Genomic DNA, 14,224 nt, shown 5'->3' with positions numbered 1-14,224 from the left:
TGAACGTTTTGTCAGCTTTTTGGATTACGCTTAATTTTGTATTAGTGCTTTTAGCCTTATATCTTATTGTGCATCTTTATCAGAGAATCCGACTGCTTCAACAGAAAGAATCAGGGCAAAGCGCACAAGAAGCGCAGCAAATTCTTGCTGAACATATTGAGGCGGTTCGCTTGGAAAATGAACAATTTTTGGCAGAAGTACGTGCATTATTGGCAAAACAGGCGATCAAAATTGAGAAAACATCTACATCGAAACGTACTCAGAAAATGAATGCACAAGTAAAAGCGTCTGAAAAAAAGACAGAACCCGAAGCTGTGAGCGGCAATCTCTCTTTTGCAGACACGCTCAACGTTCAAAAAGAACAATTACAGAAGGCTGTGAAAAGCAAGCCGCCAATATCTTCAGTATCTGGAACGGAAATACCTGAGAATGAATGGATGCCGCCAATTGACAATGTTAAGGATCAAGTGGAGGAATCTCCTTTTTTACACGCGATGAAATTGAAAGAAAAGGGCTATTCGACTACCGAGATAGCGAAAGAAATGAATCGAGGAAAAGGCGAAATCGAACTATTACTTAAATTACATGGAAAAGTTTAATTCGAATCTTGCCATGCTGTTTAGAGTATGGTATATTTACGTTTGGTGTCAATCACACACGTCTGTTGATTTATGCGCGGGTGCTGAAGCGATTCAGCCGCACACGAAAATGATGCAGGCGGAGGGAATAAAACCAAATTAGGAGGAATTTTTTTATGTCAGTTATTTCAATGAAACAATTATTGGAATCCGGCGTTCATTTCGGTCATCAGACCCGTCGTTGGAATCCGAAGATGAAGCCGTATATCTTTACGGAAAGAAACGGTATTTACATTATTGATCTGCAGAAAACCGTAAAAAAAGTTGAAGAAGCTTATAACTTCGTCAGAGATATTGCTGCTGACGGCGGTAAAATTCTATTTGTAGGTACAAAGAAGCAAGCTCAAGACTCTGTAAAAGCAGAAGCGGAACGTTCCGGCCAGTATTTTGTAAATCAACGTTGGCTCGGCGGAACGCTCACTAATTTCGAGACAATCAGAAAGAGAATCAAACGTCTTAAAGACATTGAAAAAATGCAAGCAGACGGAACTTTTGATGTTCTTCCTAAGAAAGAGGTTGTCGGTCTTAAGAAAGAATGGGCGCGTCTTGAAAAATTCTTGGGCGGTATCAAGAATATGGAAAGCCTTCCTCAAGCGCTTTTTGTTATTGATCCGCGTAAAGAAAGAATTGCGATTGCTGAAGCACATAAGCTGAATATTCCGATCATCGCGATTGTTGATACAAACTGTGATCCGGATGAAATCGATGTTATCATTCCAGGTAACGATGACGCGATCCGCGCTGTTAAATTGCTGACAGGCAAGATGGCCGATGCAGTTTTGGAAGCAAACCAAGGCGAAGAAACTGAAGAAGTGGCAGAACCGGAACAGACTGAGGCTGCTGTTGAAGAAGTGCCAGTTAAAGCAGAATAATTTTGAATTAAAGTATGACACGGGGTGATAAGGGGCTTGCCCTTTATCACTCTTTTAGCGAAAACTTTGGAACGACATAAAAGGAGGACTCCTATTGGCTGCAATTAGCGCAAAACAAGTAAAAGAATTACGTGAACTGACAGGTGCAGGTATTATGGACTGCAAGCGAGCACTCGCTGAAGCGGAAGGTGACATTAAGAAGGCTATCGACGTACTTCGTGAAAAAGGCATGGCAAAAGCTGCAAAGAAGTCCGGGCGCATTGCTGCAGAAGGCTTAGCGGAAATCAAGACCGATGGTAATCGAGCTGTTGCACTTGAAGTCAACTCAGAAACCGATTTTGTGGCAAAGAATGCTGAATTTAAGGCTTTGATTGACACACTTGCACAACATCTTCTTGACAACGAACCTGCTACTGTAGAAGAAGCCCTTAACCAGAAAACCGCAGCTGGTGAAACCATCGCAGATACCATCACTGCAGCTATTTCTAAAATTGGTGAAAAAATCACTTTGCGTCGATTCTCAATTGTTGAAAAAACAGATGACGAAGTATTCGGTGCTTATCTGCATATGGGTGGCCGTATCGCTGCTTTGACAAAACTGTCAGGCACGGATGAAGCAACGGCAAAGGATATCGCGATGCATGTGGCAGCGATTCGCCCTCAATATCTAAAGGAAGATGAAATCCCTGCTGATGTTGTCGCACATGAAAAAGAAGTTCTTACTCAAGAGGCGCTCAGCGAAGGCAAGCCTGCAAACATCGTTGAAAAGATGGTTGTCGGCAGAATAAAAAAATTCTTTAAAGAAATATGCCTCGTTGATCAGCCTTTTGTTAAAGACGGCGATGTAACTGTTAAAGAATTCTTGAAGAGCAAAAATGCTGATGTTCTTGCATTTGTGCGTTTTGAAGTAGGCGAAGGTATCGAAAAGAAGGAAGATAACTTCGTTGATGAAGTAAAAGCACAAATGAAACACTAATTGCGCCTGTAAGGTGACTGTTGAAAGACGATAATGATAAATAACCGTCACATAGCCGTTTTGCGGTTTTCAACACCTGATGAAACAGAGCAAGGAATCACAATGGGGCACGGGTCACGTGTCCCATTTTTTAAAATAATCCAATGTGAGGTGCGGTGGAATATGCCGGAAAAGGCGAACTATAAGCGGGTCATTTTAAAACTAAGTGGAGAAGCACTGGCGGGCGCTGGCGGTTTTGGAATCGAGCCAAGCATTATTCGGTCGATTACAAAACAAGTCAAAGAGGTCGTTGATCTAGGCGTAGAAGTTGCAATCGTTTGTGGTGCCGGAAACATTTGGAGGGGCAAGGCAGGCAGCGAAATGGGAATGGATCGGGCACAAGCTGACTACATGGGTATGCTCGCTACTGTGCTTAACGCTCTCGCACTGCAGGATTGCTTAGAAGGTATCGGTGTCGAGACACGCGTTCAGACATCCATTGAGATGCGGCAAGTTGCTGAACCCTATATTCGCAGACGCGCAATTCGTCATTTGGAAAAAGGGCGTGTGGTCATTTTTGCTGCTGGAACCGGCAACCCTTATTTCTCCACGGATACGACGGCTGCGCTGCGTGCCGCGGAAATTGAAGCAGATGTAATATTAATGGCGAAAAATAATGTCGACGGTGTTTATTCAGCAGATCCTAAGGTTGATAAAACGGCGAAAAAATATAAAGAAATATCCTATCTGCGTGTTCTGAACGAAGGGCTTCAAGTGATGGACTCCACAGCGTCTTCACTAAGCATGGACAACGATATTCCGTTGATTGTTTTTTCACTGTCAGAAGAAGGCAATATAAAACGTGCTGTTCTCGGCGAAGATATCGGCACTGTTGTTAAGGGGCGATAATTAATGGGTCAATCAGAACTTTTTAAAGGTGCTGAAGAGCGCATGGAAAAGGCTGTTAAAGCCTTCCAACGCGAGTTAGTGACGGTTCGGGCAGGAAGAGCAAATCCGTCATTACTTAATAAAGTAACGGTCGAATATTATGGCGCGGAGACACCGATCAACCAAGTGGCTTCGATTACAGTTCCGGAAGCACGTCTTCTGCTTGTGCAGCCATATGATCGAACAGCGCTTGCAAACATTGAGAAAGGCATTTTGAAATCCGACTTGGGCGTAACACCTACGAACGACGGCTCTGTGATTCGAATTGCAATTCCTCCACTGACCGAGGAAAGACGGACAGAGTTAGTGAAACTTGTTCGAAAGATGGCTGAAGAAGCAAAAATTGCCGTACGCAATGTACGTCGTGATACCAATGACCAAGTGAAAAAAATGGCAAAAAACAATGAATTAACTAAAGATGACGTTCGCGCTGCAGAAGAAGATGTGCAAAAGCTAACCAATGAAACGATTAAGAATATTGATCAAATTGCATCTGAAAAAGAAAAAGAAATGATGGACATCTAAAGCAGGAAATTAACCAAACTGACACCATATCCAAGAAGTTCAGATCCTATTTTCGAGGGCTGCCCTAGGGATGTTCAGTATCAGTAATGGGGGAAAATCAATGTTTGAAAAATTTTCCTTTAATATGGGAAAAACGGATACGTCAAAACATCAAAAAAACATAAATACAGGTAAAATTCCGCTGCATGTGGCAATTATTATGGATGGCAACGGTCGTTGGGCAAAAAAAAGGGGATTGCCGAGAATTGCCGGTCATCGCGAGGCGTTGAAGACCATTAAGCGCGTAACAACAGAGGCGGATCGGCTAGGTGTAAAGGTTCTCACATTATATGCTTTTTCCACTGAAAATTGGAAACGGCCGAAAGCGGAAGTCGAGTTCCTAATGAAATTACCGCAACAATTCCTAAATACCTATTTGGCTGAGCTTGTTGAACAAAATGTTCAGGTTCAGGCAATGGGGGATTTGTCGCGACTTCCATCTTACACGCTAAAGGCGGTAGAAAGCGCAATTGAGCGAACGAAAGAGAATACAGGCTTGATTTTGAATTTTGCGCTGAATTATGGCAGTCATGCGGAAATTGTCACCGCGGTGAAGAACATTATTTGTGAAGTGAACGACCAGCAGCTTGAACTCGATAATGTGACCGAAAAGGTTATTGCTGAGCATATGATGAGTCGATCATTACCTGATCCAGACCTTTTGATTCGAACCGGAGGAGAGATTCGTCTAAGCAATTTCATGCTGTGGCAGCTTGCCTATACTGAACTTTATTTTTCAGATGAATTTTGGCCGGATTTCAATGAACTCAGCCTTCAGGAAGCGGTGCAGACATTTGCGACAAGGCAACGCAGATACGGCGGATTAGAGGAAGGAAGCGAGAAAAATTGAGACAACGAATAATTACGGGCGTACTTGCCGGTGCCTTTTATCTTGCCCTGCTTTGGATCGGTTCCTTTCCTTTCGCGTTGCTTGCAACAGCAATTGCTGTGATCAGCTATCTTGAACTCGCCGAAATGAACAAATTGCGTGCCTATTCGCCGGAAGTCATGATCGGCGCTCTTGCAGTAGCCGTCATAGTGATTGGCGCAATGTTTTCTTTATCTTCTTTTCATGACATTTGGCTTAAACTCTTCGTTCTTTTGGCATTGCTGTTCATAAGTGCAGCTGTTGTGACAAGAAATCGTATTTCGTTCGCGCATTCCGCTTACTTGTTTTTATCTGTTTTCTACATAAGCATTCCCTTTTATTTACTCGTTCGGATTCGACTGGATAGTCTCATACTTGTTTTGTTTGTTCAGATTATCATTTGGTCGACAGACAGCGGTGCCTATTTTGTAGGAAGGAAATTTGGCAAGAATAAACTCGCTCCCTATATCAGTCCAAACAAGACACGAGAAGGGTCTATTGGCGCGGTACTGGTTGCTGTACTGATTGCCATCATCTATCGATTGATTGTCGGAGGAGCATTTCTTGGTACATGGCCTGCTTTGATTGGCATCACCTTGCTCATTTCCATTTTTGGACAGCTTGGGGACTTGACAGAATCGGCAATTAAACGATTCTATGGGGTTAAGGATTCAGGATCGATTCTGCCGGGACATGGCGGTTTGCTTGATCGTTTTGACAGTTTAATTTTTGTGTTGCCTATACTGTATATTCTGGGTTTGATTGGATAAGGGGGAAGCGCTATGAAGAAGATCAGTTTGCTTGGCGCGACGGGATCAGTTGGAATTCAGACGCTAAAGGTTATTCGTGAACATCCTGATCAATTCTCGGTTGCTGCTCTGGCGTTTGGCGAGAATATTCAAGCGGCGCTGCCGATCATTCACGAATTCAAGCCTCAATTAGTATCAGTTAAGAACAAGCAGGTTGCGGATAGAATAAGAATTCAATTAGATAATCACACACGTCTGGTATATGGTATCGAGGGCATGATTGAAGTAGCGGTATTTTCCGAAAGCGACATGCTCGTTAATGCAGTTCTTGGCAGCGTAGGGCTTGAACCTACACTTGCAGCAATAGAAGCTGGTAAAACGATTGGTCTTGCAAACAAAGAAACATTAGTAACTGCAGGGCATATCGTGATGAAACGGGCAGCAGACTGTGGTGTCCGCGTTCTCCCAATCGACAGTGAACATTCTGCTATTTTTCAATCGATGCAAGGACAGGACCGCTCAGCTGTTTCACGCATTACCATTACTGCATCAGGTGGCAGTTTCAGAGACAAAAATCGCGATGAACTTGCCGAAGTTACGGTTAAAGATGCCCTTAATCACCCAAACTGGTCGATGGGCGCAAAAATTACTGTTGATAGTGCGACAATGATGAATAAAGGTCTAGAAGTTATTGAAGCGCATTGGCTTTTTGATATGCCTTATGAAAAAATTGACACGGTGATTCATAGAGAAAGTATCGTTCATTCTTTAGTTGAATATGCTGATCATAGTGTCATTGCACAGCTTGGTCTCCCAAGCATGCTTGCTCCCATTCAATATGCACTTACGTATCCTTCCCGAATAGAACTGAAGCAAACTAAATCATTAAATTTATGGGAGATTGGGAGTCTGCACTTCCAAAAAGTGGACATGCAGCGCTTTCCAAGCGTATCATTAGCATATCAAGCAGGAAAGACCGGCGGTTCCATGCCAACCGTATTGAATGCGGCAAATGAAATGGCGGTTCAAGCGTTTCTTTCTGAAAAAATTTCGTTTCTGGATATCGAACGATATGTTGAAACGGCTCTTAATCGGCATCACGTTATTCAAATGCCTGATTTGGAAACCATCGAGGCTGTTGATAAGGAAACGCGCGCTTTTGTCAAGAATCAAATAAACTAAGGGCAGAGGTGTCATGCACGTGGAAACTTTGATTATCGTTGTTATCATTTTTGGACTGCTTGTCTCAATCCATGAATTTGGCCACCTGATCGTTGCCAAGCGTTCCGGTATCCTATGCCGGGAATATGCAATCGGATTTGGTCCGAAAATTTTCGCGGTTAAAAAAGGAGAGACGGTGTATACATTGCGCCTGCTTCCTATCGGAGGCTATGTGCGAATGGCGGGAGAGGATCCGGAGACATTTGAGGTGAAACCCGGCCAGAGTATCGGAATTTTCCTGAACCGACAAAATCGTGTATCGCGAATTGTCAGTGATCATCTTGAGAAATATCCCAACGCGCGGTTCATAACTGTTGAACATTGCAATCTTGACAGCGAGCTTGTCTTATCGGGTTATGAAGAGGAAGATGGTCCGCTGGTTCGTTATGATATTGATCGTGATGCGACTTATGTATCGGACAATCAGGATTTTCAAATCGCACCGCGCGATCGTCAGTTCGCGTCTAAACCATTACTTTCCCGATTTCTCACCATTTTTGCGGGACCTTTTATGAACTTGATTTTAGCGGTAGTCATCTTTGTCATTTATTTCAGTATCCAAGGTGTTCCCTCAGACGCGCCGAAACTTGGAAAAGTGATTCAGGGTTATCCCGCTGAGAAGTCCGGCTTGCTTGCTGGTGATCGTATCATTCAGATTGATGGGGAACAAACAAGCAGTTGGCAGGATATTGTCAATTATGTGAGCAAACATCCTAAAGAACGAATCAATCTGACGCTTGTTCGTGATGGAAATCAGCAGAAAATGGATCTGATGACAGGTCAGCGCAAAGGAGCAAATGGAAAAACAGAAGGGGTTATCGGTGTTTATCAACCGACCCGACATTCTTTTGCGGCCTCTATTGGCGCCGGATTCAGCCAGACCTATTATTGGATTAAAATGGAATTTGTCGGCTTGAAAATGCTTGTTACCGGCGGATTTGATTTAAATAAATTAGCTGGTCCTGTGGGCATTTACAATGCGACCGGAGAAGTGGTTGCACAAGGCCTGTTCTTTGTATTGAATTGGACCGCCTTTTTGAGCGTTAACCTTGCTGTCATTAACTTATTGCCGCTCCCCGCGCTTGATGGTGGACGCTTAATGTTTATCATTCTTGAAGCGCTGCGAGGAAAGCCTGTTGAGCCTCAAAAAGAGGCACTGGTTCATTTTATCGGTTTTGCATTGCTTATGCTTTTAATGCTGCTTGTCACGTGGAATGATTTGCAAAATTTGTTTACGCGATAGACAGCATCCCATTAATACAAGGTATATTTTGAACCATTTTAACGAGTTGAGGTGTTCAGTAATGAAACAAAGCCAAATGTTCATTCCAACGATGAAAGAAACTCCTGCCGACGCAGAATCCACAAGTCATCGTCTGCTTTTACGCGGCGGTTTTATTCGTCAGAATGCGGCCGGAGTCTATTCATACCTGCCGCTTGGTTATAAAATCATTAAGAAAATTGAAACAATTATACGTGAAGAAATGGATGGTATCGGTTCACAGGAATTATTAATGCCGGCAATGCAGCCTGCTGAATTATGGCATGAGACAGGGCGCTGGGATGTTTATGGACCTGAATTGATGCGGCTTAAAGACAGGCACGGACGTTATTTTGCGCTTGGTGCGACCGGTGAAGAACTGATTACGAGCCTAATTCGTGATTACCTTAATTCATATAAAAAATTGCCCATGAGTCTTTATCAGATTCAAACAAAGTTTCGTGATGAAAAAAGACCGCGCTTCGGTCTGCTCCGCGGACGGGAATTTATAATGAAAGACGCTTATACATTCCATGATTCAGTAGAAAGCTTGGATAAATCATACTGGGAGATGTACCATGCTTATTGCCGTATTTTTGAGCGATGCGGTTTGAAATATCGCGCTGTTCTTGCTGACTCCGGCGCCATTGGCGGTAAGGATACACATGAATTCCAAGCGCTTGCCGAAATAGGCGAGGATACCATCGCTTATTCAGACAGCTCTGATTATGCGGCAAATCTGGAAATGGCTGCTGTACTTGATACAGATGACGCAATTAAAGGAAATGCACTGCCTCTGGAAAAAGTTTCCGGCAATCAAGAAATTGCTCAAGATACAGTATTAACCGCGCATTGGTTTAAGACAAGAACGGATACCGTTGTTGTTTTTATAAAGAATGGTGACGAGATTAATGACGTAAAGATTAAAAATGTACTTGGGACTGATCTCATTGAGCCACTGGAGACATCAAATAAAGACGCAATTCATCCTGATAAGGGAGTTCGTGTACTGGCAGATAACGCTTTGAAACATCTGGCACAGACTTCTGTCTATAATGAAGTAGAAAATCTTACCTATTTTCATCTTGACCCGGATCGTGATCTTGCGATTGAGCGTTATGATGATTTGCGCTTTATTAAGGAAGGAGACCCGTCTCCGGATGGAAATGGCGTCATTAAATTTGCTCGAGGTATTGAAATTGGACAAGTCTTTAAGCTTGGAACAAAGTACTCCGAAGCAATGAACGCGACTTATTTAGACGCTGATGGAAAAGCGAAACCGCTAATCATGGGCTGTTACGGTATCGGAGTGTCACGCACGCTTTCAGCAATTTGCGAACAGTATCACGATGATGAAGGAATGATTTGGCCGAAATCACTAACGCCATTCACGATTCACTTGATCACTGTTAACCCCAAAAATGAGGAGCAGCTGAAGTTGTCCGAACAGCTCTATACTCAATTTAGCAATCAGGGTTACGATGTGCTTTGGGATGAACGGAAAGAACGTCCCGGTGTTAAATTTGCTGATAGTGAGCTTATTGGTTGCCCGGTACAAGTCATTGTTGGGAAAAAGGCTGCGGATCAGATCGTCGAACTTGCTTCACGTAGGCAAAAAGAACGCGTTGAGACTAAGGTTGAACAATTGCCTGATGCAGTCACTGAATTACTGAAAACACTTGACTAATGAAACAGTTTTGAGGAGCCGTTTGTGCTCCTTTTTTCTTTTTTCGGTGAAAAAATAGCGTGGTTGTTTCCATAATCATTCAAATAATAGAACGGATAGCAATTCTTTACTTGTTTTAGTAGAATTATAGAGAGAGGAGACGATGATTGATGAGTGATGCAACATCCAAAGCAGAGCGTTTTGCGATGCTTCTTGAGCATATTGACGCGCCACAAGAGTGGATCGAACGTTATTTTAATCATGGTGAAATTGAAAAACTGTCTGTCTTCCGCTCAGAGCGACGCTGGCATTTTGAATTGCAGCTTGAGGGCATTCTGCCATTTCAGGTTTATGAATGGCTTGATTCTCATCTGAAGCAGCATTTTCAATCGGTTGTTTCCAAAATAACATTTACGATTCATGCACGTGAAGCAGAGGAAGCAGATAACTATTTTGCTGAGTATTGGAGCGCGGTCAGTGGTGAGTTGTGCCAAGAATTTCCGGCTTTGAAATTGTGTTTAAGCAGACAGCAGCCGGAGCTTCGCGATCGGCAGCTTGTCCTTTCAGCAAACAGCGAGACAGAGGCCGGTTTGATCAAAAGAAAAATTCCTAAAGTATTGAATGAAAAAATACGCGACTTTGGGTTCCCGCCCATATCGCTTGATGTTAAAATTAATTCCGAAGATCGATCAAAAGCTTATGATTCTTTTGTTAAACAAAGAGAAGCAGAAGATCAGCAAAAAGTGGTTCAAGCAATGATTGAACGGCAAAAGCAGAAGGATGCCAATGAAGCGGCTGGGGATATTCCCCAAGGACCATTTAAAGTTGGCTATGATATTCATGATGAACCCGTGTCTATTGAGACCATTCAAGATGAAGAGCGTCGGATCACGATTCAAGGCTATATCTTTGATTCGGAGACTCGTGAACTGCGCAGTGGACGCACTTTGCTGCTCTTTAAAATTACGGATTACACGGATTCTTTAATAGTTAAAGTCTTTTCACGCGATAAAGAGGACGCCCAAAAATTTGGCATGCTGCATAAAGGCATGTGGGTAAAGGTGCGCGGTGGCGTGCAAAATGACAGTTTTGTCAGAGATTTGGTTATGATTGCTAATGATATTGAAGAAATTTCTCCGAAGAAAAAAGAGGATACTGCTCCAGAGGGGCAAAAACGTGTCGAACTTCATGCACATACGGTTATGAGTCAGATGGATGCCGTTGTGACGGCTTCGGCGTTGATTAAACGCGCAAAGCAATGGGGGCATCGTGCGATAGCGATTACGGATCACGGTGTTGCGCAATCCTATCCTGAAGCTTATACTGCGGGCCAAAAGAATGGTATTAAAGTCCTGTACGGTGTTGAGGCGAATCTGATTGATGATGGTGTGCCGATCGCCTATAATATGGCGCATCGTTTGCTGGCTGAAGATACATACGTCGTATTCGATGTTGAAACAACGGGCTTGTCAGCGGTATACGATACAATTATTGAGCTTGCAGCAGTTAAGATAAAAAACGGTGAGGTGTTGGAGAAATTTGATCAATTTGCGAATCCGCACCACCCGCTGCCGCAAAAGATCATTGAATTAACCAGTATCACAGACGAGATGCTTGCAGATGCTCCGGATGCGGATCAGGTTGTTGAGGAATTCAGAGCGTTCGCGGGCGATGCGATACTTGTCGCTCATAACGCTACATTTGACATGGGTTTCTTAAATACGGCTTATCAGAAATTGGGCTATGGGAAGGCAGAAAATCCGGTTATTGACACCCTGGAACTCGGCCGTTTTCTTTACCCGGAATTCAAAAATCACAAGTTGGACACCCTTTGCAAAGCCTTTAATATTGAATTGACTCACCATCACCGAGCAATTTATGATACGGAAGCCACAGGCTATCTTGCTTGGAAGATGTTGAAGGATGCCGCTGAAAAAGGAATGAATTATCATGACCAGCTCAACGATAATCTTGGAAAGGGAAATCTGGATCGAATTCGCCCGTCGCACATCATTCTACTTGTGAAAAATCAAACAGGGCTTAAAAATCTTTACAAACTAATTTCCCTGTCCCATGTCGCCTATTTTTTTCGAGTGCCAAGAATCCCACGTTCGCTCTTGAACAAGTATCGTGAGGGACTGTTAGTAGGTTCAGGCTGCGAGAAAGGTGAACTGTTCGAAACGATGATGCAGAAGTCTGCTGAGCTTGCAGAGAAGGTCGCTGAATTCTATGATTACATCGAAATTCAGCCGCCTTCTAACTACCAACATCTCGTCGAGAGAGGAATTGTCCGAGATGAACTGGCCCTTAAAGATGTGATGATTAAGTTAGTAAAACTCGGTGAAAAAATGGATAAGCCTGTTGTCGCTACTGGAGATGTTCACTATCTGGATAAGCATGACAAAATCTATCGGAAGATCTTAATCAGATCTCAAGCGGCGAATCCGCTGAACAGACAAACCCAGCCAGATGTTCATTTTCGAACAACAAATGAAATGCTGGAGTGTATGAGTTTCCTTGGCGAAGAAAAAGCAAAACAGGTTGTTGTGGACAATCCGAACCTTATTGCGGACCAAATCGATGCCGTCCTTCCAGTTAAGGATAAATTGTATACGCCAACGATTGACGGCGCCGAAGATGAGGTAAAAGAAAAAACATACAGCCGTGCACATTCGCTTTATGGGGAACAGCTTCCTGAACTAGTTGAGAAAAGGCTCGATAAAGAATTAAAGAGTATCATCGGCCATGGTTTCTCGGTCATCTATCTGATCGCGCATAAACTGGTAAAAAAGTCACTTTCTGATAACTATCTTGTTGGTTCGCGAGGATCAGTCGGTTCATCTTTAGTTGCGACGATGCTTGAAATCACCGAGGTTAATCCGCTGCCGCCGCATTACTTGTGCCCATCATGTCAACATGTTGAATTTTTCACGGATGGATCAATTGCTTGCGGTTTCGATTTGCCAGACAAAGAGTGTCCGGAATGTGGAACGGCAATGAAAAAGGAAGGACATGATATTCCTTTTGAAACCTTTCTTGGATTTAAAGGTGATAAGGTTCCGGATATCGACTTGAACTTCTCCGGTGACTACCAGCCGGTGGCACATAACTATACTAAGGTGCTTTTTGGTGAGGATAAAGTGTTTCGAGCCGGAACTATCGGCACGATTGCTGATAAAACAGCTTATGGTTACGTTAAAGGATATGAAGAAGATATTGGCGGCAGCTTTCGAGGTGCGGAGCGTGACCGGCTTGCGGCGGGCTGTACGGGCGCAAAAAGGACAACCGGTCAGCATCCGGGTGGGATCGTTGTTGTTCCTCGTGATATGGATATTTACGATTTTACGCCGGTGCAATTTCCGGCTGACGACAAGACAGCAGAGTGGAAAACAACACATTTTGATTTTCACTCGATTCACGACAACATTCTGAAACTTGATATTCTCGGACATGACGATCCAACCGTTATTCGTATGCTTCAGGACTTGAGCGGCATTGATCCGAAAACAATTCCTACAGATGATAAGGAAGTCATTAAGATCTTCAGTACCACGGAATCACTAGGTGTTACCGGAGAACAAATTCGATGTAAGACAGGGACGCTCGGCATTCCCGAATTCGGCACACGGTTCGTTCGCCAAATGCTTGAAAGTACGAAACCGACCACCTTCGCCGAACTCGTGCAAATTTCGGGATTGTCGCACGGGACTGATGTGTGGCTAGGTAATGCACAGGTTCTGATCGAAGACGGAACATGCGTACTTCGCGACGTTATTTCCTGTCGTGATGACATTATGATTGACTTGATGCATCAAGGACTGGAACCGTCACATGCTTTCAAAATCATGGAATCTGTTCGAAAAGGGAAAGGCTTGAATGATGATTGGATCAATGAAATGAAGGAAAATAATGTGCCGGGATGGTATATGGATTCATGTCTTAAAATAAAGTACATGTTCCCAAAGGCGCACGCGACTGCATACGTTCTAATGGCCATCCGCATTTCTTATTTCAAAGTGCACTATCCGATTTTGTTTTACGCGACCTATTTTACTGTTCGAGCCGATGATTTTGATGTGGACGCGATGAAGCGCGGATCCGATGCAATACGAGCGAAAATGGATGAAATTGAGAAGAAAGGAAACGATGCGCTTCCTAAAGAGAAGAGCTTGCTGACAGTTCTTGAGGTCGCGCTGGAGATGTGTGAACGCGGGCTCAGTTTTCAGTCCGTTGATCTCTATCGTTCTGACGCGACACGATTTCTTGTCGAAGGAGATACCCTCATTCCGCCGTTCAACGCGATTCCCGGAGTCGGCACCAACGCTGCCAAAGCGATTGCGAAAGCAAGAGAAGACGGGGAATTTTTGTCTAAAGAAGATCTGCAAAAGCGTGCTAAGATATCGAAGACTGTTCTTGAATTCCTTGATGGTCAAGGCTGTCTTAAAGACATGCCGGACGCGAACCAACTGTCTTTGTTCTGAC

General features: G+C 43.6%; 11 protein-coding genes. All 11 read left to right on the top strand.

Annotation, left to right across the window (positions count from 1 at the left end; all coding sequences use genetic code 11):
• Positions 1–8: 8 nt before the first annotated feature.
• The 11 genes from ABWW58_RS03655 (at position 9) to ABWW58_RS03605 (ending at position 14,223) form a co-directional block, all read left to right on the top strand.
• Complete coding sequence (locus ABWW58_RS03655; protein WP_353867888.1) at positions 9–599, top strand: hypothetical protein; 591 nt, start codon at positions 9–11, stop codon at positions 597–599.
• Between the two features lie 155 nt (positions 600–754).
• Positions 755–1,510: a 30S ribosomal protein S2 gene (gene rpsB / locus ABWW58_RS03650; RefSeq protein WP_353867887.1), complete on the top strand. Its 756-nt coding sequence runs from the start codon at positions 755–757 to the stop codon at positions 1,508–1,510.
• A 94-nt stretch (positions 1,511–1,604) separates the two neighbouring features.
• On the top strand, positions 1,605–2,486 hold the full coding sequence (gene tsf, locus ABWW58_RS03645; protein ID WP_093669510.1) for a translation elongation factor Ts: 882 nt from the start codon (positions 1,605–1,607) through the stop codon (positions 2,484–2,486).
• Positions 2,487–2,648: 162 nt separating this feature from the next.
• Complete coding sequence (pyrH, locus tag ABWW58_RS03640; protein WP_093669508.1) at positions 2,649–3,374, top strand: UMP kinase; 726 nt, start codon at positions 2,649–2,651, stop codon at positions 3,372–3,374.
• A gap of 3 nt (positions 3,375–3,377) precedes the next feature.
• Positions 3,378–3,938 (top strand): ribosome recycling factor, encoded by a 561-nt coding sequence (gene frr, locus ABWW58_RS03635; protein ID WP_353867886.1) that lies wholly within the window; start codon positions 3,378–3,380, stop codon positions 3,936–3,938.
• 100 nt (positions 3,939–4,038) lie between these two features.
• Positions 4,039–4,827 carry an undecaprenyl pyrophosphate synthase gene (gene uppS, locus ABWW58_RS03630; RefSeq protein ID WP_445783411.1) on the top strand — a complete coding sequence of 263 codons (789 nt, stop codon included), beginning with the start codon at positions 4,039–4,041 and terminating at the stop codon, positions 4,825–4,827.
• The gene (locus ABWW58_RS03625; RefSeq protein ID WP_353867885.1) at positions 4,824–5,615 is read left to right on the top strand and encodes a phosphatidate cytidylyltransferase; all 792 of its coding nucleotides are present in this window, start codon (positions 4,824–4,826) and stop codon (positions 5,613–5,615) included. Before uppS ends, ABWW58_RS03625 begins: the two co-directional genes overlap by 4 nt.
• A 12-nt stretch (positions 5,616–5,627) precedes the next feature.
• Positions 5,628–6,776, top strand: a complete 1,149-nt coding sequence (locus ABWW58_RS03620) for a 1-deoxy-D-xylulose-5-phosphate reductoisomerase (protein ID WP_353867884.1) — start codon at positions 5,628–5,630, stop codon at positions 6,774–6,776.
• A gap of 19 nt (positions 6,777–6,795) precedes the next feature.
• Entirely contained in the window at positions 6,796–8,058 is a 1,263-nt protein-coding gene (gene rseP, locus ABWW58_RS03615; RefSeq protein ID WP_353867883.1) for an RIP metalloprotease RseP, read from the top strand.
• A gap of 61 nt (positions 8,059–8,119) precedes the next feature.
• Positions 8,120–9,763 (top strand): proline--tRNA ligase, encoded by a 1,644-nt coding sequence (locus ABWW58_RS03610; RefSeq protein ID WP_353867882.1) that lies wholly within the window; start codon positions 8,120–8,122, stop codon positions 9,761–9,763.
• Positions 9,764–9,912: 149 nt separating this feature from the next.
• A complete protein-coding gene (locus tag ABWW58_RS03605) occupies positions 9,913–14,223 on the top strand; it encodes a PolC-type DNA polymerase III (RefSeq protein WP_353867881.1) in 4,311 nt (1,436 codons plus the stop codon).
• The last annotated feature ends 1 nt before the right edge of the window (position 14,224 follow it).

The organism is Sporolactobacillus caesalpiniae (assembly GCF_040513385.1).
Taxonomy (GTDB): Bacteria; Bacillota; Bacilli; order Bacillales; family Sporolactobacillaceae; genus Sporolactobacillus.
Note: the sequence above shows the minus strand (reverse complement) of the source record. Positions and strands in the feature narration are given on the sequence as shown.